The sequence below is a fragment of the Mycolicibacterium stellerae genome (assembly GCF_003719305.1).
Lineage (GTDB): Bacteria > Actinomycetota > Actinomycetes > Mycobacteriales > Mycobacteriaceae > Mycobacterium > Mycobacterium stellerae.
On record NZ_RARC01000001.1, the window covers coordinates 188,528 to 212,678 of the forward strand.

General features: G+C 64.9%; 25 protein-coding genes and 1 tRNA gene. 5 read left to right on the forward strand and 21 right to left on the reverse strand.

Going from position 1 to position 24,151, the window contains the following annotated elements; translation table 11 throughout:
- Nucleotides 1-23 precede the first annotated feature (23 nt).
- The gene (locus D6M19_RS00880; protein ID WP_123023277.1) at nucleotides 24-1,148 is read left to right on the forward strand and encodes an acyl-CoA dehydrogenase family protein; all 1,125 of its coding nucleotides are present in this window, start codon (nucleotides 24-26) and stop codon (nucleotides 1,146-1,148) included.
- Nucleotides 1,149-1,153: 5 nt separating this feature from the next.
- On the opposite strand, the gene D6M19_RS00885 is transcribed toward D6M19_RS00880, so the two are convergent.
- The 8 genes from D6M19_RS00885 to D6M19_RS00920 are packed head-to-tail and all read right to left on the reverse strand — an operon-like array spanning nucleotide 1,154 to nucleotide 10,539.
- Nucleotides 1,154-2,614: an MCE family protein gene (locus D6M19_RS00885; protein WP_123023278.1), complete on the reverse strand. Its 1,461-nt coding sequence runs from the start codon at nucleotides 2,612-2,614 to the stop codon at nucleotides 1,154-1,156.
- Nucleotides 2,614-3,753, reverse strand: a complete 1,140-nt coding sequence (locus D6M19_RS00890; protein ID WP_123023279.1) for an MCE family protein — start codon at nucleotides 3,751-3,753, stop codon at nucleotides 2,614-2,616. Before D6M19_RS00890 ends, D6M19_RS00885 begins: the two co-directional genes overlap by 1 nt.
- The gene (locus D6M19_RS00895; RefSeq protein ID WP_123023280.1) at nucleotides 3,750-5,123 is read right to left on the reverse strand and encodes an MCE family protein; all 1,374 of its coding nucleotides are present in this window, start codon (nucleotides 5,121-5,123) and stop codon (nucleotides 3,750-3,752) included. Before D6M19_RS00895 ends, D6M19_RS00890 begins: the two co-directional genes overlap by 4 nt.
- On the reverse strand, nucleotides 5,120-6,430 hold the full coding sequence (locus D6M19_RS00900) for an MCE family protein (protein ID WP_123023281.1): 1,311 nt from the start codon (nucleotides 6,428-6,430) through the stop codon (nucleotides 5,120-5,122). The genes D6M19_RS00895 and D6M19_RS00900 overlap by 4 nt, the downstream gene beginning before the upstream one ends.
- Nucleotides 6,427-7,455 (reverse strand): MCE family protein, encoded by a 1,029-nt coding sequence (locus tag D6M19_RS00905; RefSeq protein ID WP_123023282.1) that lies wholly within the window; start codon nucleotides 7,453-7,455, stop codon nucleotides 6,427-6,429. The genes D6M19_RS00900 and D6M19_RS00905 overlap by 4 nt, the downstream gene beginning before the upstream one ends.
- A 43-nt stretch (nucleotides 7,456-7,498) precedes the next feature.
- Entirely contained in the window at nucleotides 7,499-8,920 is a 1,422-nt protein-coding gene (locus tag D6M19_RS00910; protein ID WP_123023283.1) for an MCE family protein, read from the reverse strand.
- 3 nt (nucleotides 8,921-8,923) lie between these two features.
- A complete protein-coding gene (locus D6M19_RS00915) occupies nucleotides 8,924-9,778 on the reverse strand; it encodes an ABC transporter permease (protein ID WP_407665278.1) in 855 nt (284 codons plus the stop codon).
- Nucleotides 9,775-10,539 (reverse strand): MlaE family ABC transporter permease, encoded by a 765-nt coding sequence (locus tag D6M19_RS00920; RefSeq protein WP_123023616.1) that lies wholly within the window; start codon nucleotides 10,537-10,539, stop codon nucleotides 9,775-9,777. The genes D6M19_RS00915 and D6M19_RS00920 overlap by 4 nt, the downstream gene beginning before the upstream one ends.
- Nucleotides 10,540-10,960: 421 nt before the next feature.
- On the opposite strand from D6M19_RS00920, the gene D6M19_RS00925 reads away from it, so the two are divergent.
- Entirely contained in the window at nucleotides 10,961-12,127 is a 1,167-nt protein-coding gene (locus D6M19_RS00925) for an acyl-CoA dehydrogenase family protein (protein WP_123023284.1), read from the forward strand.
- The gene (locus tag D6M19_RS00930; RefSeq protein WP_123023285.1) at nucleotides 12,124-13,341 is read left to right on the forward strand and encodes an acyl-CoA dehydrogenase family protein; all 1,218 of its coding nucleotides are present in this window, start codon (nucleotides 12,124-12,126) and stop codon (nucleotides 13,339-13,341) included. The genes D6M19_RS00925 and D6M19_RS00930 overlap by 4 nt, the downstream gene beginning before the upstream one ends.
- 15 nt (nucleotides 13,342-13,356) lie before the next feature.
- On the opposite strand, the gene modA is transcribed toward D6M19_RS00930, so the two are convergent.
- The 6 genes from modA to D6M19_RS00960 all read right to left on the reverse strand — a co-directional run bounded on the left by modA (nucleotide 13,357) and on the right by D6M19_RS00960 (nucleotide 16,375).
- Entirely contained in the window at nucleotides 13,357-14,127 is a 771-nt protein-coding gene (gene modA / locus D6M19_RS00935; protein ID WP_123023286.1) for a molybdate ABC transporter substrate-binding protein, read from the reverse strand.
- On the reverse strand, nucleotides 14,124-14,531 hold the full coding sequence (locus tag D6M19_RS00940; protein WP_123023287.1) for a TOBE domain-containing protein: 408 nt from the start codon (nucleotides 14,529-14,531) through the stop codon (nucleotides 14,124-14,126). Before D6M19_RS00940 ends, modA begins: the two co-directional genes overlap by 4 nt.
- A gap of 70 nt (nucleotides 14,532-14,601) precedes the next feature.
- Nucleotides 14,602-14,904 (reverse strand): hypothetical protein, encoded by a 303-nt coding sequence (locus tag D6M19_RS00945; RefSeq protein WP_123023288.1) that lies wholly within the window; start codon nucleotides 14,902-14,904, stop codon nucleotides 14,602-14,604.
- Nucleotides 14,905-14,991: 87 nt separating this feature from the next.
- The gene (locus D6M19_RS00950; protein ID WP_123023617.1) at nucleotides 14,992-15,216 is read right to left on the reverse strand and encodes an anti-sigma factor family protein; all 225 of its coding nucleotides are present in this window, start codon (nucleotides 15,214-15,216) and stop codon (nucleotides 14,992-14,994) included.
- A gap of 8 nt (nucleotides 15,217-15,224) precedes the next feature.
- Nucleotides 15,225-15,860 carry an RNA polymerase sigma factor gene (locus tag D6M19_RS00955; protein WP_123023618.1) on the reverse strand — a complete coding sequence of 212 codons (636 nt, stop codon included), beginning with the start codon at nucleotides 15,858-15,860 and terminating at the stop codon, nucleotides 15,225-15,227.
- 20 nt (nucleotides 15,861-15,880) lie between these two features.
- Nucleotides 15,881-16,375: a YkgB family protein gene (locus D6M19_RS00960; protein ID WP_123023289.1), complete on the reverse strand. Its 495-nt coding sequence runs from the start codon at nucleotides 16,373-16,375 to the stop codon at nucleotides 15,881-15,883.
- Between the two features lie 132 nt (nucleotides 16,376-16,507).
- On the opposite strand from D6M19_RS00960, the gene D6M19_RS00965 reads away from it, so the two are divergent.
- On the forward strand, nucleotides 16,508-16,900 hold the full coding sequence (locus tag D6M19_RS00965) for a VOC family protein (protein ID WP_123023290.1): 393 nt from the start codon (nucleotides 16,508-16,510) through the stop codon (nucleotides 16,898-16,900).
- Between the two features lie 11 nt (nucleotides 16,901-16,911).
- Here D6M19_RS00965 and D6M19_RS00970 read toward each other — a convergent pair whose 3' ends face one another.
- The 6 genes from D6M19_RS00970 to D6M19_RS00995 all read right to left on the reverse strand — a co-directional run bounded on the left by D6M19_RS00970 (nucleotide 16,912) and on the right by D6M19_RS00995 (nucleotide 22,757).
- Nucleotides 16,912-17,496 (reverse strand): hypothetical protein, encoded by a 585-nt coding sequence (locus D6M19_RS00970; protein ID WP_123023291.1) that lies wholly within the window; start codon nucleotides 17,494-17,496, stop codon nucleotides 16,912-16,914.
- A gap of 487 nt (nucleotides 17,497-17,983) precedes the next feature.
- Nucleotides 17,984-18,056 (reverse strand) — tRNA-Ala (locus D6M19_RS00975).
- A gap of 63 nt (nucleotides 18,057-18,119) precedes the next feature.
- Entirely contained in the window at nucleotides 18,120-19,169 is a 1,050-nt protein-coding gene (gene sepX, locus D6M19_RS00980) for a divisome protein SepX/GlpR (RefSeq protein WP_123023619.1), read from the reverse strand.
- Nucleotides 19,170-19,851: 682 nt separating this feature from the next.
- Nucleotides 19,852-20,505, reverse strand: a complete 654-nt coding sequence (locus D6M19_RS00985; RefSeq protein WP_123023292.1) for a GNAT family N-acetyltransferase — start codon at nucleotides 20,503-20,505, stop codon at nucleotides 19,852-19,854.
- 20 nt (nucleotides 20,506-20,525) lie between these two features.
- On the reverse strand, nucleotides 20,526-21,809 hold the full coding sequence (glp, locus tag D6M19_RS00990; RefSeq protein ID WP_123023293.1) for a molybdotransferase-like divisome protein Glp: 1,284 nt from the start codon (nucleotides 21,807-21,809) through the stop codon (nucleotides 20,526-20,528).
- A 36-nt stretch (nucleotides 21,810-21,845) separates the two neighbouring features.
- The gene (locus D6M19_RS00995; protein ID WP_123023294.1) at nucleotides 21,846-22,757 is read right to left on the reverse strand and encodes a UTP--glucose-1-phosphate uridylyltransferase; all 912 of its coding nucleotides are present in this window, start codon (nucleotides 22,755-22,757) and stop codon (nucleotides 21,846-21,848) included.
- A 64-nt stretch (nucleotides 22,758-22,821) separates the two neighbouring features.
- Between D6M19_RS00995 and D6M19_RS01000 the strand changes: the two genes are divergently transcribed.
- Nucleotides 22,822-23,406 (forward strand): 5-formyltetrahydrofolate cyclo-ligase, encoded by a 585-nt coding sequence (locus tag D6M19_RS01000; protein WP_234834639.1) that lies wholly within the window; start codon nucleotides 22,822-22,824, stop codon nucleotides 23,404-23,406.
- Between the two features lies 1 nt (nucleotide 23,407).
- Here the strand turns inward: D6M19_RS01000 and D6M19_RS01005 are convergent, their stop codons facing one another.
- The gene (locus tag D6M19_RS01005; RefSeq protein ID WP_123023296.1) at nucleotides 23,408-24,130 is read right to left on the reverse strand and encodes an HNH endonuclease family protein; all 723 of its coding nucleotides are present in this window, start codon (nucleotides 24,128-24,130) and stop codon (nucleotides 23,408-23,410) included.
- Nucleotides 24,131-24,151 lie beyond the last annotated feature (21 nt).

Below are 24,151 nucleotides of genomic sequence, written 5' to 3' on the forward strand. Positions count from 1 at the left end.
TGTCGATTGATCGAGGACACAGCATGGTTGCCGATTTGACCGCAGACCAACGATCCCTTCGCGAGCTGACGCGCGACGTGTTGAGCGCGCGAGCAAGCGAATCCGTCGTACGTGACGCGATGGCGTCCCCATCGGGCTTGGACGAAACCCTTTGGCAGCAAATGGCTCAACTCGGACTGTGTGGCCTTGCGGTGCCGACCGGATATGGCGGCGCGGGATGCGGACCGGCCGAGATCGCGCTCGTCATGCGTGAACTGGGGCGCACGCTCGCCCCCGTCCCGTACTTCTCCACGGTCGCACTCGCACAAAGCGTCGTGCTACAGAGTCGAGACGACTCCGCATGGGAGCGACTGCTTCCCGATTTGGCCGCAGGCCGCCGCGGGGCCGCGGTCGCATTGGTCGAGCCGTCGTGGACGTGGGATCCGCATTCGGTCCAAACAACCGCCAGCGAGGAGCACTCGGCGAAATGGCGCCTCACCGGAACCAAGACCTTCGTCGTCGACGGTGCCACCGCCGACGTGATCTTGCTGGCGGCGGAAACCCCCTCCGGCGTCGGCCTATTCGAAGTCGATGCAGGTGCGCCGGGGGTGACCCGCACCGCGTTGCGGGGCATCGACCAGACCCGGCGGCTGGCCACGATCGACCTGGCTGACGCCCCGGCACATCGGATAGGCGGGCACGATGCAGGCCGTGACATCCTCGGTCGGGCTCTGCTCCTGGCGAATGTCTACCTCGCCGCTGAGTCTGTCGGCGCAACGGAATCCGTGCTGTCCCACGCGGTGGCATACGCCAAGACCCGTAAGCAATTCGGTCGCTACATCGGCGCGTTTCAGGCGATCAAACACAAGTGTGCCGACATGCATGTCGACTTCGAGACCGCGCGCTGCACACTCGAGCACGCGGTCTCCGTGGTAGCGCCGGACACGGGCGAGGATGCCGTCATCGCGGCGGCGACATGCGCGGCGCTATGCCACGAGACATTCCTCCGGTGCGCCGCGGAGAACATTCAGATCCACGGCGGCATCGGATTCACCTGGGAACACCATGCCCATCTCTATTACAAGCGGGCACAAGGCAACCGGGTCTTGTTGGGCGACGACGTCCACCACCGTCGGATCCTCGCGGAGTCGTTGGGCCTGCTTCTGTAGCGGTCTCAGCCGGCGGGAGGCGGCGTGAGCATGTCCTGCCACGTACGTGGCGCGCCCGCGGCGGAGAGGTCGGCTTGGGTGTAAAGCTTCCCATCCGGACCGAGATACGCGCCGGTGGCCGGATCGTAATCGGTCACGGCCAGCGGAGGCACTGCCTGCGCGGCAGGTGCGGGTCCCTGCGGTCCGCTCGATTCCGGCGGCAACTGCGGCACCGGCTGCCCCGACAGCGTGGCGTTCGGGTCACCCTTCCAGTTCATGCCGTCGTTGAGCGGGACGTAATTCTCGTCGCTCTCGCACATCTTGACGGTAGGAGCGCGCTTCCCCGGCCGCGTGATACACGGGAGGTTGCGGGCACCGCGAACCGCGAACGCCGAATCCTGGGGGATCCGGCAGTACAGATCGCCCGGCGGTCGCTGCGGAGCGTCGGTGAAATTGGCGGTTCGTGCCTGTGAAGCAGGCAGGAAGCCGGTTGTACACGGCGGGGGAAGGTTGATGTTGAGGTTGAAGTCGAGGTTGATTCCGTTGTAGTCCTGTTTGGTGTTGCGATTGGCCGCCCCTGCGGCCTGCAGATCGGCGACGCCTTGTGGCAACAACACCAGCAACTGCTCGATGCTGGCCTGGTAGGTGACCGCCACCTGGTTGATGCTGACCAGGTTGGCCAGCAGAATCGGCAACGTCGGCCGTAGTGCGTCGAACAGTTCGCGGCCCTTGTCCAGTGCTGCCGGGCCGCGCCGGATCAATGCGCCCGCCGATTTGTCCTCGCGCCTTGCCTGATCGGTTATCGTGGCCAGATTCGCCGCCCAGGCCGCGACGGCATCGGAGCTGTCGGTCTGGGAATCCAGAACGGGTTTGGATTGGTCGACCAGGGTGGTCAGCTGATCGAGGTTGGCCCGCGAATCGATGGCAAGTGTGGTGGAGCCGTTGATGATTCGCGACAGTTCCGGGCCAAGCCCGCCAACGGCCGTGTATGCCTCGTCGACGACGGTCTTGAGGTTGTCACCCGGTATCGCGTCGAGTCCGGTGTTCAGGGAGTCGAGAAGTGAGTCGACCGGTGGAGGGATCGAGGTCCGGTCGACGGGTATCACGTCGCCCTCCTTGAGGTAGGGCGGTTCGCCGGTCCTCGGCAGCAGCGCGACATACTGTTCGCCGATCGCCGACTGACTGTGCACCTGGGCGTCGAGGTCTGCCGGGATCTTGATATCGGACTTCAGCGAAAGAACCGCGTCGACACCGTCATTGGAGAGCCCGACGGATTCCACGCGCCCGACCTCGGTACCCCGATATGTGACGTTACCGCTCGGGTACAGGCCTCCTGATGTCGGTAGCCGCACAACCACGGTGTAGTGGCCGGCCCCGAAGAGCATGTTCGGCAGACGGATATAGCCGATGATCATCACCGCGGCCCCAATGGCCGCGACGACCGCGAAGATGATGAGTTGCACGGCTGTTCGCCTGGTGAGCCTCATTACGGTCCTTGGTCCCAACGGTAAGGAATGACCAGCGGATTGCCTGCGGTATAAGGGCTGGGCAGTTGGCCGATCGTGCGCCCCCATTGCATCTCGAGGTTGGTCAGCTTTCCTTCGAAGCGCGTGCCGGTGAACAAGGCCGCGTCGAGCCTGCTCAATGTCAGATCGATGATGAAGGTGTCGTTGGCGAAGTCGCCGCGCTGCCACGTATCGATCGTCTCCCGTGGCCACGGGTAGGTGGCCAGGACGCTCAGCGAGCGGGTCAGCGCAGGCCCGGTGCTCGCCAGTTGATCGAGTATGGGCCCGATGTCGCTGAACTCGTTGATCAGGTGTTCGCGAGTTTGATCGACTGTGCTCGCCGCCAAAGCGCTGTACTGGCCGAGCTTCTCGAGGGCTTCGGTTAGGTGCTGACGCTGATCTTTCAACACCGCCAAGGCATCCGGGATGGTGGTGAGGGCGGTATCGATCACCGGCGCCTGGGCGGCGAATTTTCCTGCCAGGTTGTTGAGGCTTTCGGTTGCCGCGATGATGTCGCCGGTCTGTTCGTTGAGGTAACCCACGTAGCGGTCCAGTTGTCCGATCAGGCTACGCAAATCGGCATCGCGGCCACGAAAGGCGGTGCTGAACGATTTGGTTATCTCCTGGATCTGACCGATGCCACCACCGTTGAGAAGCAGGGAGACAGCCGAAAGGGTCTGTTCGGTGCTCGGATAAGTCGCCCCGGCCGACAACGGGATCAGTGAACCGTTGTGCAGCTTGCCCTGGGGTGGCGAATCCTTCGGCGCCGCCAGTTCTACGTGCAGTGAGCCGAGCAGGCTGGTTTGGCCGATTGTCGCGGTGGCGTTGGCGGGTAGATCGACGTCGGGATCGATCTTCATGGTCAGCAGCGCATGCCAACCCTGCCGCTCGATCTTGGTGACGGTGCCGACGTTGACGTCACCGACCCGCACGCGCGAATTCTGTTGAATGGTACTGACATCGGGCAACTGAGCCTGAACGGTGAAGGCACCGGCTTCGTCACCCTGGGTTCCTGGAAGCGACATCGAGTTCAGACCACGCCATTCACATGCGGGAGCCGCCGCGACGACCAGCAGGGCCAGCAGGTATCCGGTCAGCCGGTGCAGTCGTCGGGCGCTCATCCGCCCGCCCCTGGCGGCGACATGATCCCCAGCAGGCCGGAGTCCGGATTGGTCGAAGTCGCCTCCGCAGGCAACGGCGGCACGTCCTCCTGTGGCGGGCTCGCCGGCCCCGATTGGGCCACGGCGTTCGGATCCCCCTGCGGAGCGGCCGCGGGCAGCCCCGTTGCTTCATCGGTCGGTGTCTCCGGCACCGGTACGTGGTCGGGTCTCATCCAGTCCTCGCTGTAGGTCAGTTCGTTGGGCCGGGCCGAGGTCCCCACGAAGGGGTTGACGCCGAACGGCAGGAAGTTCAGCTGCCGGTTCTTGATGATGGGCGCCAGATACTGGACGCAGAGCTTGGCGGACTGCTCGGCGCCCAACCTCGACGCCGCCTGAATCGCCCCACAAAGAAACGAGATGGGATTGGAGAAGTTGTTCATCGCGATCGCGCCGGACAGCGATCCCTGCGCCGGTTGATAGATGTTGAGGAAGTTCGAGAACGCCGTCGGGGTGACGTGCAACGTCTGCTTGATGTCGTCAAGGCTGTCTTTGACGGCGTTTGTCACCGACGCGAGCTTTTGCGACGCGGTGGATATCGAATCGTTGTTCTCACCGAGGAATTCCGCAACGTCACCGACCGCGACATTCATGTCCGATATCGCGGCGGCGACTTCGCCGGGGTCGTCGGCGAGCAGACGGGTGACGGCCGCAAAGCTCATGTTGAGCTGACGCATCCCGTCGGTGCTGTTCCGCAGCGCCGACACCAGGGCGGCGAGGTTTCGCACGGTCGCGAAGATGTCCGTGCTGTGATCGCCGAGGGCCGAGAACGTTTGCGACAGTTGGACGATCGTGTTGCGGATATCACCGCCCTGCCCGCGCAGATTGTCAGCGGCGGTGTTGATGTACGCGCCGAGGGTGCTGACGCCACCGGGGTGGGTCGGCTGCAAGGTTTCGGTCAGCCTTTCGAGTTGGTCGCGCAGGTCGTCCCATTCGACGGGCACCGCGGTACGGTCCTGCGGAATTACGGCACCGCTTCGCATTTGGGGGCCGGAGGTATACGCAGGCGTCAGCTGGATCGAACGGGCAGTCACCAGCGACGGAGCAAGAATCGCCGCGTTGACCGAGGCAGGCACCCGGTATTTGGCGTCATACCAGAAGCTGATCTTCGCCCGTTGCGGCTCGGGCTCGATCGCGTCGATCTTGCCGACCGGCACGCCGAGTATGCGGACCTGGTCACCGACGAAGATCCCGGTGCTGTTGGCGAAGTAGGCGACGACATGGATTCGGCGCATGGATCGCACACCGTCGGACAGCAGCACCGCCGCCCCGGCGACGAGGGTGACCGCCAGCAGCACGGCCAGCAGAACCCGAGGGAGTCGGCGTGATCTCATGGTTGACCGTCCTGCGTTGTCGGCTGCTCCAGGGGTGCTGGGACGTATACCGGGCTGGGTGTCGGATCCGGGGTGGACGCCATCTCCGGCGGCGGGGCAGCGGGCGGGCCAGGCGGCGGGCCGCCCGCCGGCGGCGCCGGGGGTGGCTCGCGGTAGGGGTATCGGCTGTCTCCTGGATTGCCCGTGATCGCGTCCGGCAGCGTCAATCTGGGCTCTCCGCCCTGTCCCGTCCGCGGGTAGGGGATCGGCAGCGCAGGCGTGCCGGGTTGGCCCACCTGCGGATCGGTTCGTTGCGACGGCAGCAGGGTGTTGGGGTCGATGCCGAGGTCGGAAAAGGCGGCGTCGACGAAGGGTTGGACGAACTGGCCAGGCAGCAGATTGGCGACATAGGCTTTGAAGAACGGCCCGGATGCCACCGATTCGCCAAGCGACATCGCGTAGGCGTTGAGGTATTTGATCGCCTGCTGCACGCGGTCTTTGCGGTTGTCGACGATCGTCAATACCCCGTTGAGTTTGTCGAGCGCGGGCTTGAAGTCGTGTCGGTTGTCGGCGATGAACCCGCTCAGCTGATGGCTCAGCTCAGAGATGTTTCCCGCGATGCCGTCCAGGGCGGTGCTCTGGCTTTGCAGTTGCACCAGAAGGGCATTCGCGTCGGCCACCAGCCCGACGATTGCGTCGCTGCGCTTGGCGAGCACCGAGGTCACCTTGTTGGCGTTGCTCAGCAGGTTGCGCAGCTGTGCGTCGCGCACGTTGACGGTTTGCGCAAAGCGGGCCACCCCGGCAACGGCCGCGTGCAGGTCGGGCGGTGTCGACTTGAACGTCTCGGCCAGGGTGGTCAGTGACGTCGATAGCTGTTGTGTGTCAAGGCCGCTGATGGCAGCCGTCAGGTCGCCAAGAGCGTCCGGCAGCTGATAGGGCGACGTCGTCCGCTCGAGCGGGATCTCGGTGGTCAGCGCGGCATCACCGCGCGATGTCAGCTCGAGTATCTTGTCCCCGAGCAGAGCGCGCGCTTGGATGGCGGCCTCGGTGCGGTCGCCCAGCCGGACATCCTTGCGAACCGCGAACTTGACCAGTACGCGCGGTCCGTCCAGGTCCACGCTGGACACCTGTCCCACGCGTAGCCCTGAATACTGAACTGCATCACCGGTTTGCAGGCCGCCCGCGTCGGCGAACAAGGCGCTGTAACTCCGGTCGGAAGTGATGAACGGCACCTTGTCGTACTGCAACGCCGCGACGACCCCGGCGACGATCAGAGCGACGCCGAGCAGTCCGATCGTCAAGGGATTGCGCTCTTCGAATGACTTCATTTCGGGGCGCACCTCCCGGTACTCTGCCCCGCGACCCTGATATAGACCGGCTGACCGCCTTTTCCGTTCATCTTCAGCACGATGTCGCAGAGGTAGAAACTGAAGAAGTCGCCGTACATGCCCTGGCGCGACAGCACCCGGTAGGCATCGGGCAGACCGTTGAGCAGGTTGTCCAGGTAGTCGTGATCTGCCACCGCGATGCCCGCAACGCGGTCGGTGCCGGTGACGACATTGCGCAGCGGAGGACGCCCCTGCGACAACAGGTCGGCGACGGAGCGTGCGGCGGCATCCGTATAGGCGATCCCGTTCGCCACCGTCTCTTTCTGCTCGGCCAGTCCGTGCACCAATTCGGCTACGGAGTCGATCGCCTCCGCGAATTTGTCACTTTGATTGCCGAGCGATTCCAGCACCACGTTCAGGTTGTCGATGACCTCGCCGATGAGCTGGTCCCGGTCGGCCAAAGTGTTTGTCAGAACCGCTGATTGGGCAAGCACCGATGTGACGGCGCTGCCTTGTCCCTGGAAGGCGTTGACCAACTGTGTCGACAGCGCGTTGACCTGGTCGGGGTCCAGCGCGCGGAACAGGGGCCGAAATCCACCGATGAGGGCATCGAGGTCCAGCGCGGGTTCGGTGTTGGCCATGGGAATCGTGTCGCCCGTGCGCAACAGTTCTGTACCGCCGGCGCCCTCTTCGAGAGACATGAATCGACCGCGGATCAGGTTGTCGTAGCGGATGACGGCTCTGGTGCCCTCCGTGAGGACGACACCGGGATCGACGGCGAATGTGACCAGCATTTTCGAGTCGCCATCGATCGCGATGTCGCGGATCTTGCCGACTTCCACTCCGGCGATCCGGACGAAATTGCCCTTCTCGAGCCCGGATACGTTGCTGAACAATGCTTTGTAGTCGACTAGCTTGTCGAATCGCAGTTGCGCGAAGACGGCGAACAAGCCGAAGATGCCGGCGATGCACACGACGACGAAGACGCCAAGGCGCCACAGCGTGGCGGGTAGGGATCGCCTCATGGCCTGCCTCTCCTCGTAGTCGAGGGCTTACCTATGCCGTTCGTCATGGACTCGGGGGCGCCTCACTGTCAGGTGGCGATGCCGGTGGTGGTTGGCCGACCGGCGAAGGATCCGGCTGCGGCTGTTGGTCGTTGGGCGGTGGTGGAGGAGGGGATACACCGGGGAACAGCGGCTGCCCGTCGGGTCCGTACCAGGGAGCGCCGTAGGGCGGGCTGCCCGGCGGGACTATCGGTCCTGGCGCAGGCGGACCCTCGCCGCGAATCGACGGCGGTTCGGGCACAGCCCTGGTGACGGGGAAATAGTTGATCCACCACGGCTGTCCGACGCCCGGGTTGGGACGTAGGTCCAGCCCGGTACCCCAACCCGTGTCGGTGACCAGATATCGCTGTGGCCAATTGTTGTCGACCACCGGTAGTGAGCCGCAGCCAGGCTTGCCGCCAGGACCGCCTTTGGCCGCCACGACCGGCAGGTTGTCCGGATAGCGGTACATGTCGTCGCCGAAAAGCAGTGCGCTGTCGAGTTGGACCGACCGCCCGTTGCCGCCGAGCGCGCCCGCGCCGTGGTCATGGAAGTACACCGCGCCAAGGACCGTACATGCATATTCCGGGTTGTACTTGTTGAGCAACTCGGTCGTCGGCTCAAGGGTTTTGACGGCCTGGACGAGGTTGTCCTTGTTGGGGGCGAGCAGTTCGATCCCGCTGTTCGAGAAGCCGACGACACCGAGTAACAGTGCGTCCAGCGACGCGGCATTCGCGGTGATCGTCTTGCTGGTGGCGCTCGCCGCGTCCAGGGTTGCGATGATGTCGGGTGCGGCCGCGGCGTACGTGTCGCTGTAGCCCTTCACCGAGCGCCAGTCGGCCGCAATGGTGTCCGCCCGCTCGTTGAGCGCGATCAGCACCTCGTTCGCCGCGCTGGTCGCCTCACCGATCTGCTCCCCCTTCCCTCGGACACCGTCGGCCACCGCTGTCAGGATCGCGTTCAGTTTCGAGGTGTCGACCTTGTCCAGCAGACCGACGAGATTCTGGAAGATGGTGTTGACCTCGGTGCTGACGTTTTCGCTCTGCAGCCGCTGGCCTGCCGAGATCCGCTGCGTGCTCGGCTTTTCCGGGTAGATGAGGTCGACGTATTTTGCCCCGAACGCGGTGGTGGCGCGTATCCGCGCCTGCACGTTTGCGGGTATGAACTTCACCTGATCGGGGAAGATCTCCAGATTGAGGCTGACTTGGTCTGTACCACTTTGGATCTGGCCGATCCGGCCTACCTGGACTCCGCGCATCTTCACCTTGCCGCCGGGTTCCATGACCAACCCCGCACGGTCGGCGGTGAGCGTCACCGGGACATAGGAGGCGAAGCTGCCCGTGAAGAGGGCGCCCGATAGCAGAACCAACGCGGCAATGGTGGCGAACATGATCAGTGTCCACCAGGCCGGGTGCAGGCGTCGGTCGCCGGGTCGCAAGGTTTCCATTCGTCAGCCAGACAGGTTGAAGTTGCCGGATTGTCCGTAGATAGCAAGCGAGACAAAGACTGTCACGCATACCGCTGCCACAAGGGAGGTGCGGACCGCGCGGCCGACCGCCTCCCCGACGCCTGCGGGCCCTCCGGTTGCCGTGAAGCCGTAGTAGGTGTGCACGAGCATGATGACAATCGCCATCGTGACGGCCTGGAAGAACGACCAGATCAGATCGCTGGGGTTGAGGAACGTATTGAAGTAGTGGTCATAGACGCCCGTCGACTGCCCGTAGATGAAGGTCGTTCCGAAGCGCGCCGCGAGAAAGGACATCAACACGGCGATGCAATACAACGGGATCACGACGATCACACCGGCGATCACACGCGACGATGCGAGGTAGGAGATCGAGCGGATACCCATGACCTCGAGTGCGTCGATCTCCTCGTTGATCCGCATGGCGCCCATCTGAGCCGTCGCGCCTGCGCCGATCGTTGCGGCGAGGCCGATGCCGGCGACAAGCGGTGCGATGAGACGAACGTTGAAGTAGGCAGAGATGAATCCCGTCAGCGCTTCCACGCCCATGCCGGACAACGAGTTGTATCCCTGGACGGCGATCAGGGCGCCGGCCGAGAGCGTCAGAAAGCCGACGATGACGACGGTGCCGCCGATGATCGCCAACGCGCCCGTGCCGCCGAGGCTCATCTGTGCGATGAGGCGCAGCAGCTCGAACTTGTACCTCGTGCACGCTTCGACGAGGCCACGCAAAGTTTGGACGTAGAACTGCATTTGGAGCCCGATGCGATTCCACCCGGCCACCCACTTCGCGACGGTGTGGCTGATTCGCGGAAACGCGGAGTTCAAGGCGACGGTCACATCGTCGCCTTTACGCCGACCGCCGTGCTGATCACGTTGATGACGAACAACGCCACAAAGCTGTAGACAACGGTCTCGTTGACGGCGTTGCCCACACCCGCGGGCCCGCCGTCGACTGAAATGCCCTTGTAGCACGCGATCAGGCTGGCCGCCAGGCCGAAGAGCGCAGCCTTGATCAGACAGATCACGACCTCGGGGGCGCCGACGAGGAGCGTCAGACCGGCGACGAACGAACCCGGGGTCACGTGCTGGACGAACACCGAGAATGCGAACCCGCCGGTGAGGCCGACGATGGTGACAAGACCCGAAAGCAAGAGGGCGACGAAGGTGGCCGCCAGTACCCGAGGCACGACGAGCGCCTGAATCGGGTTGATGCCGAGTACTCGGAGCGCATCCAGTTCCTCTCGAATGGTCCGCGCACCGAGGTCGGCACACATCGATGTTGCTCCGGCGCCCGCGACGACCAAAACCGTTACCAGCGGACCGATCTGCGTCACCGCACCCAGTGCCGTGCCGGTGCCGGAGTAGTCGGCGGCGCCGAACTCCACCAACAAGATGTTCAACGTGAAAACCGTCAACACCGTGAACGGGATCGACAACATCAATGTGGGAACCAGTGATACCCGCGCGACGAACCACGCTTGTTCGAGCATCTCACGCAAGGCAAACGGTGGCTTGAACATGAACACGAACGTGTCCAAGGCCATTGCAAAGAACTTGCCGACCCCGGTGAACGGCGTCGCCGCCGTGGCGACCCTCATGAACTGCCGGCCCGATGCCGGCGCCTTGCGCCGGCGCAAACGTTGCTGAAATCGACGAACGGGGCGCGTCGACGGCCTCGGCGCCCAGAGGCCTCGAACCGATAGCCCGGAGCCGAAGCCGAGCGGCGGAGCTGTCTTCGCCGGCCGGATGACCGCCTCTCGCACCGGCGCGGAGTCCCACTCACAACCTCGACCTACCATCCGGCTCTAGTTGGACGGCGTCATCTGAAGTGCCTCTGGTAGAGGCGGATTGACGCTCGAAGCCGCGCGTCTGTGACGCTTGCCGAAGCCGGCTCGTCGCGCTCGACGACGGCGGATGTCTCCCGGTCTCAGCCATGGTCAACTTGTCGCCTCCCCGAATCTGAAGGTATCCACACGGAACGTTATCTTGTATAGTGATAGCCAAAATAGCAAGGGATTGATGACAACGGTGAAGCTTTCGCAGATACAGCAGGAGTTGCGTGCGCGTGCGATCGAGGCGGCAACGCCGTGGCGCTCACATGTCGACGAGTGGGACCGCACAGACGAGGCGCCCTATGGCCAGGTCGCTGCGACGATGGCAGCTGCGGGCCTGTGCGGCCTGACGATGCCAGCAAAGTACGGCGGAGCCGAACTCACGGTGGTCGACTACGTCGTCGTCGTCGAGGCGCTGATCGCGACGTCCCAATCGTGGATAGTCGCGGAGCCCACCTTCGGCTCGACGGGGCCAGGACCCACCATCGTCTTGCGCGCAGAGCGCGAAGATACTCGTGAGAAGTTCTTGCCGGACATCGTCAGTGGCCGCAAAGCATGCGCCATCGCTCTCACCGAACCTGAACACGGTTCGGACCTGACCGCGTTGGCAACGTCGGCGGTGCCCGACGGGGACAACTACGTCATCAACGGGTCGAAACGTTTCATCACCGGCTCCCCCGCCAACGAGCTCTATGCCACCTTCGTGAGGTTCGGTGATCAGCCCGGGCATCGGGGTATCGGCGCCGTGATCGTCGAAAAGGGCTCGCCGGGGCTGCGATTGGAAACCGGGGCGCGCTTCTCCGGGACGCGTGGACTGCCCCACGGCGAGGTTCACTTCGACAACTGCGTCATACCACCGGAGAACGTCATCTGCGGGCCCGGCCACTTCGCTGAACTGATGATGGCCTTCAACATGGAGCGGATACACAACGCGACGCTCAGTTTGGCACTCGCGGAGGCGGCGTTCGACGAAGCCGTCAGCTACACGTCCGGACGCAGCGCATACGGCAAGCCGATCATCGAGTTCCAGGCGACCTATCACACGCTGGTGGAGATGCGGATGGCCATCGATGCGCACCGGCTACTGACGCAGCACGCCGCGGCCAACTCCGTAGAAGGTCGGTTTCCGACGGCGCGTGAGTCGACGTTCGCCAAGCTGTCCGGCGCCACGATGCTTCCCGAGGTCACGCGCCAGGCGATGATCCTGTGCGGCGGCGACGGAGCAACGCTGGATCATGCGGCCCAGCGTCTGCACCGCGACGCGATGGCTGCGCTCGTCGCCGGCGGATCGCCGCCGGTTCTCAAAAATGCGCTGGCGAGCCAGCTTTTCCCTGACCACCGCTTCCGCCAGTGACGGAGCGGATCGACGACAACGCGTTCGCCGCGAAGTGTCGGTTATTCCTCGATGCCAACGCGGAGCGTCTCGACGCGGCGTCGGCGACGCTCGAGGACTCCGACGCCATCCCGGTTTTCGACAGCCCCGAGCGCAGCGAGGAGGAAGCCCAGCTCGCGGTGGCAAGGGATTGGCAACGTGCACTTTTCGATGCGGGATTGGCGTGGATCGATGGACCCACCGATTATGGCGGCGCGGGCCTTGCTCACCATCATCAAGAGGTGTTCGACGAGATGTGCGCGCAGTATCGGCTGCCGAAGCTCAACACGCTTTTCGTCACATTCCACATCGTGCTCCCCGGACTTCTCGCTGCGGCATCCGATGACCTCAAGCGTCGGCTCGTGCCCGCGTTGCTGCGTGGCGATCTCATCGCGTGCCAACTGTTCTCCGAGCCGGGTGCGGGCTCGGACTTGTCGGCGGTCTCCACCCGCGCGGTGCGCGCCGAAGGTGGAGCGGTTTGGGTTGCCACGGGCCAAAAGGTCTGGACTTCGGGCGGTCACTACAGCGATATCGGACTGCTGCTGGCGCGCACATCAGACGACGACGTCCCGCATCGCAGGCTGACCATGTTCGTGGTCGATATGCACGACCCGGCAATCGAGGTGCGGCCGCTGCGGGAAATGAGTGGCGGTGCGCATTTCAACGAAGTCTTCATAGACGGCTTACACATCCAAGACAGCTGCCGCGTCGGAGACGTCAACGGTGGGTGGCGGGTGGCCATGGCTACCCTCGGCGGCGAACGTAAGGCGGTTGGATACAGCTCAGACGCTCCCAATTGGGTAGTCGTTCAACGACTTCTCGAGCTGGCGAGGACCGCCGCCCATAGGGGGCAGATCGCAGCGAGCGTTGTGGACGCAGTCGTTCGTTGCTACGTGCTCGGGTCAGCGATTGAGCACACAGCGGCAAATCTCGCTGCGGCTGAGCGCAGAGGCGACACCCGCGGTCCGGAGATGTCGACGCTGAAGTTGCTGCGCAACCGGCTGCTGCGCGACTGTATCGACACCGCAGGCCACATTCTCGGGATGAATATGCTGGCCGACAGCGGCGAACGGGGCACCTACGCTTGGGGATACGCCTCCACGCTGGCTCCCGGACTGAGGATCGGAGGCGGTACCGACGAGATACAGAAGAACATCATCGGTGAACGACTTCTAGGCCTGCCGAGGGATCGTTGACGACCGCCGAGGCGCTTACGGCTTGGTGAAGCCCGCCGCGTTCAAGATTTTCTGTCCCGATTCGCCGATGACGAGATCGACGAACTTGCCCGCCAGTTCCCGATTCTTGGACTGCTTGAGCACGGCGATCGGATAGCTGTTCACCGCCGCAGCGGATTCCGGGAACGGCACGGCGGTCACCTTGTCGCCCGCGCCCTGCGCATCGGTGACGTATACGAGGCCGGCGTCGGCCTCCCCGCTGGTCACCTTGTTGAGCACATCGGTCACCTGTGATTCCTCGCTGACCGGGTTCAGTTGCGCACCGGTCGCCTTCTCGATCTTTTCCGCTGCGGACCCGCACGGGACCTGCGGGGCGCACACCACCACCGCCAAGCCGGGCCGGCTTAAGTCTCCGAACGACGCCACCTTCTCCGGATTGCCCGGCGCCGTAACGATTGTCAGCGTGTTGGACGCGAAGTTCGCCGGTTCACCCGCCAGCAGATCGGCCTGTGCCGCCATGTCCATGTTCTTGGTATCTGCGGAGGCGAAGACGTCTCCTGGAGCGCCCTGCGTCAACTGGGTCACCAGATCGGAGGAGCCCGCGAAGTTGAATTCGACGTCGCTGCCCGGGTTGTCGGTCTTGAAGTGCTCACCGATCTCGGTGAACGACTTCTTCAACGACGCGGCCGCGAACACGATGAGCCTTCCGCCGCCTGCGTCGCTTGACCAGGAATTCGACGAACCGCACCCGACGACCACGAGGCTCAGTACCGCAGCCGCAGCCGCAACGGACACAACCAGTTTCACGCCTGTCCCCCAGGGGTTTCCACTATCACGGTGGTGGCCTTGACGACGGCTACCGCGACGCTACCGGGCTCCAGCTTCAACTCACGTGCCGCGTCGGCGCTCATCAGCGACACGACGGCGAACGGACCGCACTTCAACTCGACCTGCGCCATCACGCCGTCGATGACCACCCTCGTGACAAGTCCGGTGAAGCGATTCCGCGCCGAGCTCGCGATGCCGAGCGGTTCCTTCGGTGCCGCCGCGGAATTTCTGCTCGCGAATTCGGCGAGCGCCCCGCCAGGGATCACTTTGCGGCCCGAGGTGTCCTGGTCGACGGGCAGCGTGCCATCGTCGATCCAGCGCCGAACGGTGTCGTCACTGACGCCCAACAGGTCGGCGGCATCGCGAACTCGAATCATCGACATGTGCGGATGATATCCGCAGAAGCGGCTGTGGTGTACATTTCAGTCCGCATCTGCGGCATCATGTTGTTCGTCAGCAGGTGGCGTCGACGTACACCGTCATGCCGACCACCTGGCTCATAGGATCCATCTGAGCGCCGGGATAGCCGGAATCGAAACGGCTGTAGGTGTGGCCGGCCCGTACTCCGGCCACGGTGCACTCCGACAACGGCTGGTTGCCGGTGCGGTTGACGATCACGGTGTTGCCTGACTCCTGCAGCCTCATGACCACCTCGCCGGCGTCCTGCGGGCCCGACGGCGCAGCGGCCGCAGGCGCGGCGAACGCAACGGCAGCAGCTCCTGCGGCGAGTGAGAGGGTAGCGAGACGGACGTTCATTTCTTATCCTTTGGGTCGGCTCAGTGGCATCCGTTGATGCCCTTGCACTTTGGTAGTGCTCCGACCGGCGGGCGGCGTTACGGCCTGTTACCGAAAGTCGCGAAAAGCGTTGAGCAACCGGTCACGAAACGCGGGATCGATGCTCTCCTGGTCGATCTTGCCCACGGTATCGACGGTGGCGCGGAACTGTTGCAGGTAGTTCTCGCAGCCGTCGCATTCCACCAGGTGCACGTCGAACCGCGCCCGCGTTTCGCTGTCCAGCGACCCGTCGAGGTAGGCGGTGACGAGCTCGACGAGTTCATTGCAGTCCATGGACGAGTTCACTTCGACTCCCTCAGATAGTCTTCGAGCACCTGTCGCACCGCTGCGCGTCCGCGGTGCAACAGCACGCGCTGATTGGCGACGCTGATGTCCAGCAGTTCACGTACTTCGGCGGAGTCGAAGTCCAGCATGTCGCGCATCGTGACGACCATCCGCTGTCGCTCAGGAAGTTTCGCCAGTTCGCGCCGGGCAACCGCGACCAGTTCGTCGCCGAGCACCGACCCTTCGGGAGTGTCGGGGAACGGCGCGGGAGCCTCGTCCTGTCGCCAGTGCCCCGGATACTGATCGTCGGCCGGACGAAATCGCGCGGGGTCGACCGTGCCGCCCGTGAACGCGAGGATCTCGACCTCCGAATTGCGGCGTTCGCGGATGCCGCGCGCCTTGGCGATGTTGATCAGAACGGTGAAAAGCCATGTGCGCAGCGAAGACCTGCCTTCGAACTTTCCGATTCCCTTCAGCAGCGCGATCCATGCCTCCTGCACGACTTCCTCGGCGATTTCGTGGCTTCGCACATATCCACGGGCGACGTGCAACATCGACGGGGTGTGACGGTCCACCAACTCGGCGAAGGCCGCCTCGTCTCCGCCCTTCAGGGCGTCGACGAGTGCGGCTTCATCGCCTGCGGCTCTGGTCATCTCGGCCACAGCGTATCCGGTCAATCGACTGCCTTCGCGGTTCGCAGAGCATCTGCCAGTGTCCACACCGACACACCAAGCAGTGCCGCGTCTTTGATGAGGAACTGCCCCGTCGAGGACAGCATGGGGAAGCCGCCTTCGGACGCCTCGAACACGCCAGGGGTGGTGAACAGGAATGTGAGGGTGGCGGTGAACAGGCCGATCGCTATGACGCTGCCGAAAGCCGAGATCCGAGGCGCCAACGGCTTGACGGCCAGCAGCACCGCCGCGGCCACTTCGACAACGCCGAGCAGCGCCGAGAACGTGGTGACGGAAAAGACGTCGTACATCCAACTCATCAACGGGCTGTTGGCGACCAGCGACTCGATACCGCGTGCCTCGAACTCGGTGAACTTCATCAGCCCGATCCACCCGATGACGACCACCAGGCCGTACCGGGCAAGCAGGGCACCCAGCGTGTCAAGCAGGGTCGGAAACTGGGCAACGCGGGCGTTGCGCGCGATGGTGTCGGTCATGCTGGGCTCCCTCCAAGCGGGTGAACAGTCGGTGTATCTGCTCAGTGCGCGCCAAGGGGCGAAGCGTTACACGCCCGGTCGCTGAAGGGCACAATGAGCAGTGGTCGGAGTTCGAACAAGGGGAGGATGCACATGGCGATCACAGCGACCGCCCGAGCCAGCGTTCGCTATCTGATAGATGACGTAGACCGCGCCATCGAGTTCTACACAACCCATCTCGGATTCACACTTGGGCGCAACGCCTCACCCGCATTCGCCGAAGTCCTGCGAGGACCGCTACGGCTCCTGCTCTCGGGTCCGACCAGCTCCGGGGCGCGCCCACTGCCCGACGGCACGACCCCTTCGCCTGGCGGCTGGAATCGCATCCACCTGGTTGTCGATGACATCAACCACGACGTCGAGCAGCTGCGCGCAGCCGGGCTGACTTTCCGCAGTGAGATCATCAGAGGCCCTGGCGGACAACAAATCCTGCTCCAAGACCCGTCCGGAAACCTGATCGAGCTGTTCCAACCTGCCGAGAGGTAACGTCAGCGGCCTCAGCGCGGCCGCATCATTCCGCCGGGCCCCATCATTCCGCCGGCTCCCATCATCCCCTGCATCATCGCAGGCATCCCGTCGCGAACGAATCCGGTGACCTCTCTCGCGTGCTCCCGAATTGCTTGAACGATGACGGGGTCATCGGCGGTTTCTTCGGCGATCACGCCGGTCGGCGTGAGGGTGAGCCGACGGCGGTAACCGCTGGCATTGCGGAAGAGGGTCGGAAGACTTTGGCTCATGCACGTGACCTCGGCTCCGTCCTCGATGCGCGCGTACATGTTGGTCACGTGTGCCTGTAACTGCGCGACGAGGTCCGGCGCCTTCGATTCGGTGGTGGTGCGAACGCCACCCGGGATTTCCTCGACAGTGCGATTGATTTCGGTATGACGACTGAACATTTCCATGTACAGCCGCATGTCCGCAGGGCCGACGCCCATCATCCCCCCGCCGTCGGGCCCGTTGGCGAGCCGGACACCCGGCGAATGGCCGATACTTCGCAGCAAATACCCAAGTCCGACAACGCCGCCCGCCGCGACCGTGCCCAACGCGGCGAGCGCCGCGCGTCGAGTGATTGTCCGGCTCATCGGTGCTCCTGCGAATGCCAAGGCGTCTGAACGGTGCGCCGTTACGGTCGGGGGGTACCGGCAGTCGCGGGACGCGACTGCTGACCAGGTGGCCACGGCCCACCGGGCGCCATCATGCCGGGGTTCTCGCGGCTGTACTGCGGTAGATGCTCAACAGGTCCGGCCATGCGTCAACTATGCGCCGAACTCGAGTCGGCGCTGTAGAGACTTTGTGCCTCAAATCTGCGCCAAGGACTGTTTGCGAAAAAGTGGGTTGACCTGCGAGGACGTGTCAACGCGTGTTCCCCGGCCATGCTGGTTCAATCGAGACAGTCATCCGAATCCATTCACCAAGCCAACCGCCTCCAGGCTGGCGTGAAAGGCTCAATTGCAATGTGTCGCAACAGTTTTTGTAGCACATCGGAACCCACCGGGGAAGCCGTCGGGCGGGCCGGCCGTCTATCGACAAAAATGGCAGACCAGTTGCCTGATCTGCCATTTCGAGGTGTGGAGCTAAGGGGATTCGAACCCCTGACCTCCTCGATGCGAACGAGGCGCGCTACCAACTGCGCCATAGCCCCTGGTCGGTAGCACAGGCTACCAGTCAATGCGCCGCGGCAGAAACCGGCCGACCTGAGGTCGAATTACTGGCCCGCCGCCCTCGGCAGGTGGTACTCGCGGGACGCAGGCGCGTACTCCAGGTGCTCGAAGATCGGGTCCTCGTCGTCGATCTCCAACACCACCGAGCCCGGGCGACGCAGCCGCGGCGGCAGCAGATCGAGATCGCGGTCCTCGGTGTTCTCCACGCCGAGGCGCGAACGTGCCGCCCGCTGCGCACGGCGCCGCCGCACCCGCTCTTCGATGCGGGTCTGACGGCGCAGATATCCCAGGTAGAGCAGCGTCACCGCACCCGTGCCACCGCACACGTACCAGGCCAACGGCGCGACCGAGGCCGCCCCGAAGTACGCGGCCGCTGCCGACCCCAGCATCACCAGCGTCATGAACGCCAGCATCCGCTTGCGGAACTTGTACTTGCGCGCGCTGACCGCCGCAGCCTTCGCCGGGTCGTAGCGGCGTCGCCGCGCGGCAACTATCGAGTCGGCGACCGCCAGATCGCTCTCCTCGGGGGCCTCAAGGCCCGACGAGTCGTCGACGTACTCGTACTCGTCGTCGGCACCGTCTGCATCGTCGTCTTCGTATTCGTCGGTCGCGATCTCATACACCGCGGTGTCGACGTTTTCCTCTTCGACTTGCTCTTCGAAATTGAGTGTCAGCTCGTCGGCCGATTCGCCGACCGTCAGTGCGCCCGCCGGCTCGTCGACGACCTCGACGTCGAGGAATTCGGGTTCCGCGTCTTCCGTGACGGGTGCCGCCAGCACCACGGTCTTCTGCGGCTCCTCTTCTTCCTCGTGTTCTTCCTCTTGCTCGTAGTCGTCGTCGTACTCGTCCTCGTCGAAGTTCTCTTCGAGATCGTCTTCGGACGCTCGCCAGTCCGGATCGCTGCGGTGCCCGGACGCCGGCCCCCCACGCTTGAGCAGCCGGCCGCTGGTCGTGCCGTTGAGGACGCGCGTCGCCAGCGCCACGTCGCTCGTGCGCCGCACGGCATCGCGCTTGCTGATCAACATCGGGACCAGCACGAAGAGCCAGAGCACTACGAGAGAGATCCAAAGGAGGGATTGGGGGATGCTTGGCATTACGCCGGCTCCTTTCCCCATCAGGCTAGGTCCGTGACCAGCGCATCCGTCGATGGCGCGCCGAGACAATTACACACCTGTAATTCCCCTCTGACAAGCACCAACAGTCACTTATGTCACATTTGCCACAGCTCTCTTATGCCGACGACTGAGCGGAGCCGCAGGCGAAACGCCGCTCCTGTGGATAAATCTGCACAGCCGAGCGGTGGATGTCGCTCGCCGTCGCCAGGCTCCGGCCATGGGACAGGAGTTGGAATCCCCGCTTCGCGGGTGCGAAGCCGTCGAGGGCGGGCTGCTGTCGGTTCCCGAGCTGCGACGCTTCTACGTCCCGGTCTATCCGGGCGTTCACATTTCGCGGTGCGCTGAGCTTTCCGCAGTACAGCGCGCAAAATCCGCGTGGTCGTGGTCGCGCCGACGGGGCGTCCTCGCCGGTTTGTCAGCCGCCGCGGTACTGGGCGCCAAGTGGATAGAACCGGGCCTTCCCGCCGAATTGGTGCTCACCTTTCGTCGACCGACGCCGATGCTGACCGTGCACACCGATGGCATCCATGCCGAGGCGCGACGTGTCGATGGCATGCGCGTGTCGTCGGCCGCCCGCACCGCTTTCGACGTCGGCAGGCGCCCGGAACTCGTCGCGGGCGTCCAGCGTGTCGACGCGCTGATGAATGCTCAGCGCAGACGGTCAGGTCCAGCTGGCGTGACCTGCGCGCACCAGCTGCGAGCTCACCGACCCGTGGATCTCCTCGGTCGTGACGGCCACCAGCAGGTGATCGCGCCACCCGCCGTCGACCTCGAGGTAGCGCTTCAGCAGGCCCTCCTCGCGGAACCCCGCCTTCGCCAACACCGCGCGGCTCGCGGCGTTCTCCGGCCGCACCGTCGCCTCCAGACGATGCAGCCTGACCGGGCCGAACGCATGGTCCATACCGAGTGCCAGCGCGGCGGTCGCCACCCCGCCGCCGGTGTGCGTGCTGGCCACCCAATAGCCGATCCACGCCGACTTCAGCGCCCCGTGGGTCACGTTGCCGATCGTCAGCTGGCCGCCGAACTCCCCGTCTACCTCGATCACATACGGCAGCATGCGACCCTTTCGAGCCTCCGCGCGCAGCCCAGAACACACCGAAGGCCACTGTGAAATCCCGTGCCGGACATCCCAATTCACCTCTGTGCTGGGTTCCCACGGCTCCAGATGCGCACGGTCGGCCAACCTGATGCGGCTCCATTGGGCGCCGTCGCGCAGCCGCACCGGCCGCAGCTCGACCACACCGGCAGGCACCCGAAGCGGCCCGACAGGCATCGGCCAGCCCGTGTGTGCGGACGAATTGCGCCACAAGTTCATGACGGGCCCAGGTTCGCCGCTCAGCCGCGCTGAGCCAGGAACGCGACGTCGACGATCTCGCCGGTGCGGATCTCGTCGGCCTCGCTGGGAATCATCACCAGACAGTTCGCCTCGGCCAGCGTCGCAAGCAGATGCGACGACGCGCCCGGCGCGCCGCCGAGCGCCTGCACGAGGTACTCGCCGGTGTCCTGGTCACGCATCAGCTGGCCGCGCAGATACCCCTTGCGGCCTGCCACCGACGTGATCGGGGACAGCGCGCGGGCCTGCACCACCCGTCGCATCGGCTGGCGCTTGCCGAGCGACAGCCGGATCAGCGGCCGCACCATCACCTCGAACACCACCAGCGCGCTGACCGGGTTGGCGGGCAGCAGAAACACCGGCACGCCGTCGGACCCGAGTTGGCCGAACCCTTGGACAGAACCCGGATGCATCGCGATCCGGGTCACCTCCATCTCGCCGATTTCGGCAAGCACCGTGCGGACGCTTTCGGCGGCCGCACCGCCGACGGCGCCCGCGATCACCAACACCTCGGCGCGATTCACCTGACCCTCGACGACGTCGCGCAACTCCTTCGGGTCGGTGTCGACGATGCCGACCCGATTGACCTCGGCACCCGCGTCCCTGCCCGCCGCGGCAAGCGCATACGAGTTGACGTCGTAGACCTGCCCGTTACCTGGCGTGCGCGAGATGTCGACCAGCTCACCGCCCACACTCATCACCGACAGCCGCGGCCGCGGATGCACCAGCACACGTTCGCGGCCGACGGCGGCAAGCAGACCGACCTGCGCCGGGCCGATGATCGTGCCCGCCCGCACCGCCACATCACCGGGCTGGACGTCGTCACCGGTACGACGGACGTAGGCGCCAGAACGCACCGGCCGCAGCACCCGCACCCGCGACTGCCCGCCGTCGGTCCACCGCAACGGCAACACCGCATCGGCCAGCGTCGGCATCGGCGCGCCGGTCTGCACACGGGCGGCCTGTCGCGGCTGCAACCGGCTCGGGGTTCGGGTGCCCGCCTCGATGGTGCCCATCACGGGCAGGCTGACCTGCTGATCGCCGTTGGACGCGTCGTCGGCGTCCTCGTTGTCGTCGGCGCCGGTTATCGGTGTCACGCCAAGCACGTCGACACTTCGCACGGCGTAGCCGTCGATGGCGGCCTGGTCGAAGCCGGGCAGTGGGCGTTCGGTGACCACTTCCTCGGCACACATCAGGCCTTGTGCTTCCGCGATCGCGACGCGCACCGGCCGGGGCGCGACCGCAGCGGCCGAAACCCGAGCCTGTTGCTCCTCAACCGAACGCACAAGAACCCTTTCGTCGTTACGGGGCCGTCGTACGCGTCAGCAGTCGATCAGCCCGAGCCGTTCCACCAACCACCGCCGCAGTTCGGGGCCGTAGTCGTCGCGCTTCAACGCAAAGTCAACCGCAGCCTTGAGGTAGCCGCCGGGATTTCCCAGGTCGTGTCGATCGCCGCGATGCACAACCACGTGCACCGGGTGGCCCTCGTTGATCAGCAGCGCGATCGCGTCGGTCAACTGGATCTCGCCGCCCGCTCCGCGGGGAACCCTACGCAACGCGTCGAAGATCTTGCGGTCAAGCACGTAGCGGCCCGCGGCCGCATACAGCGACGGCGCGTCCTCGGCCTTGGGTTTCTCGTACATGCCCTTGACCCGTAAGACGTTGGGGTTGTTGGTATCTGGAACGGTCTCGACATCGAAGACACCGTAGGCGCTGATCTCGTCCCTCGGCACCTCGAAGGCACACAGCACCGAACCACCGCGCTTGGCGCGCACCTTCGACATCGTCTCGAGCACGCCGGTGGGCAGCACCAGGTCGTCGGGCAGAAGCACGGCGATGGCGTCCTCATCGGGTGCCAGGCTGGCTTCGACGCAGCCGACGGCATGTCCGAGGCCGAGCGGTTCGGCCTGCACCACCGACTCCACCTTGATCAGCGCGGGCGCGCGGCGGACCTTCTCCAGCATCGATTGCTTGCCGCGGGCTTCCAACGTGCCTTCCAGGACCAGGTCCTCGACGAAATGGGCGACGACGCTGTCCTTGCCCTCGGAGGTGACGATGATCAGCCGCTGGGCGCCCGCCTCGGCCGCTTCCGCCGCCACCAGTTCGATACCCGGCGTATCCACGACCGGCAGCAACTCCTTGGGGACCGTCTTGGTCGCGGGCAGGAAGCGGGTCCCCAACCCAGCGGCTGGGACAACAGCCGTATACGGAATCGAGACCAGACTACGTGTCATCGTTCCCACACTATCGCCAACCGGTTACGCGCCGCCTGTGGCGCCGCCGTGTCATCGTGGACGTGTGGGGTCGCCGAGCAAAGCCGAGATGCGGACGGCGATTCTGGCGTCGCGGCGCGCGGTGACCCGCGAGGTCCACGATGCGGAGGCCGCCGCGCTGTGCGGCCATCTTCCCGACGTGGTCGCGGGGATGGCCATCGTTTGCGCCTTCGTACCCATCAAATTCGAGCCGGGATCAATCGCATTCCTGGACAGGCTCGTAGCGCACGGTGTCCAGGTGTTGCTTCCGGTCGCCCGCCAAGACGCCGATGGCGTACCGCAGCCGATGCAGTGGGGGCGATACCAGCCAGGCCGGCTAGTCGCGGCGCGGATGGGTCTGCAGGAGCCGCGGCAGCCCTGGCTGCCCGCAGGCGCGGTGGCCGACGCTGCGGTGGTGTTTGTTCCTGCGCTGGCGGTCGACCGGGCCGGGGTACGGCTGGGCCGGGGCGCGGGGTTCTACGACCGGACCCTGCCGTTGGCCGACTCGTCGGCGCGGCTTGTCGCGGTGATCCGAGACGACGAAATCGTCGACGAAATTCCCGCCGAGCCACACGACATCCCGATGACCCACGCGCTCACCCCGGGGCACGGGCTCGTCGAACTGGGCTGAGTCAACAGCGCGTCAGCACGTCTTGCATCGCCCGTTTCTCGTTCTTGGACAACCACAAGCCGTAGGCCGCCTTCACGTCAATCTGCTTCGCGACGAACTCACAGCGGAAGCCCTCGTTGGTCGGCAGCCAGCCGGCGGCATCGCGAAAAGCCTTGTCGAAGTTGGCTTGTCCGCCGACCGCCAGCAGGTTGCGCGGGTCGTTGGCGAAGTCGCGGCGGCGCCGGTCGTCCCATTCGCGTGCACCCTTGTACCAAGCGTCGGACAGCGAAACCAGATGGTCGATCTGCACGGCCTCAGATGTCGCGGGTCCCCTGGTGAACGCAATGGCCTGCCCGGTATACGGGTCGTGCAGCACGCCGCTTTGCGCATAGCAGGTGCCAGGACGAACGATCAGGTCGGCGAGGTCCCGGCGCAGGATGTCGTCGCGGGTGTTGCAGCCGTTGTGACCGAATTCGACGTTGACGTCGTCGCTCCAGGCCTCGCCGAACCGGTAGCGGGAGAAGTCGGTGTTGCGGTCCCAGCCCTTGACCGGCAGCCGCGCCAGCGTCGCCCGCGCGGCGTCGTAGGTGGGGCTGACCGGGGTGGCCTGCGGCTGCGACGCGGCCGGCGGCGGCTCGGGAGCGTTTTGGAAGTGCAGCCAGATCGCGACGCCGATGCCCAGCACGAACACGCCAACCAGCACGGGAATGGCAGCGGGTAGCCGGGCGGGAATGGTCGAGCCCACATAGCGGTTTTAGCACTTAAG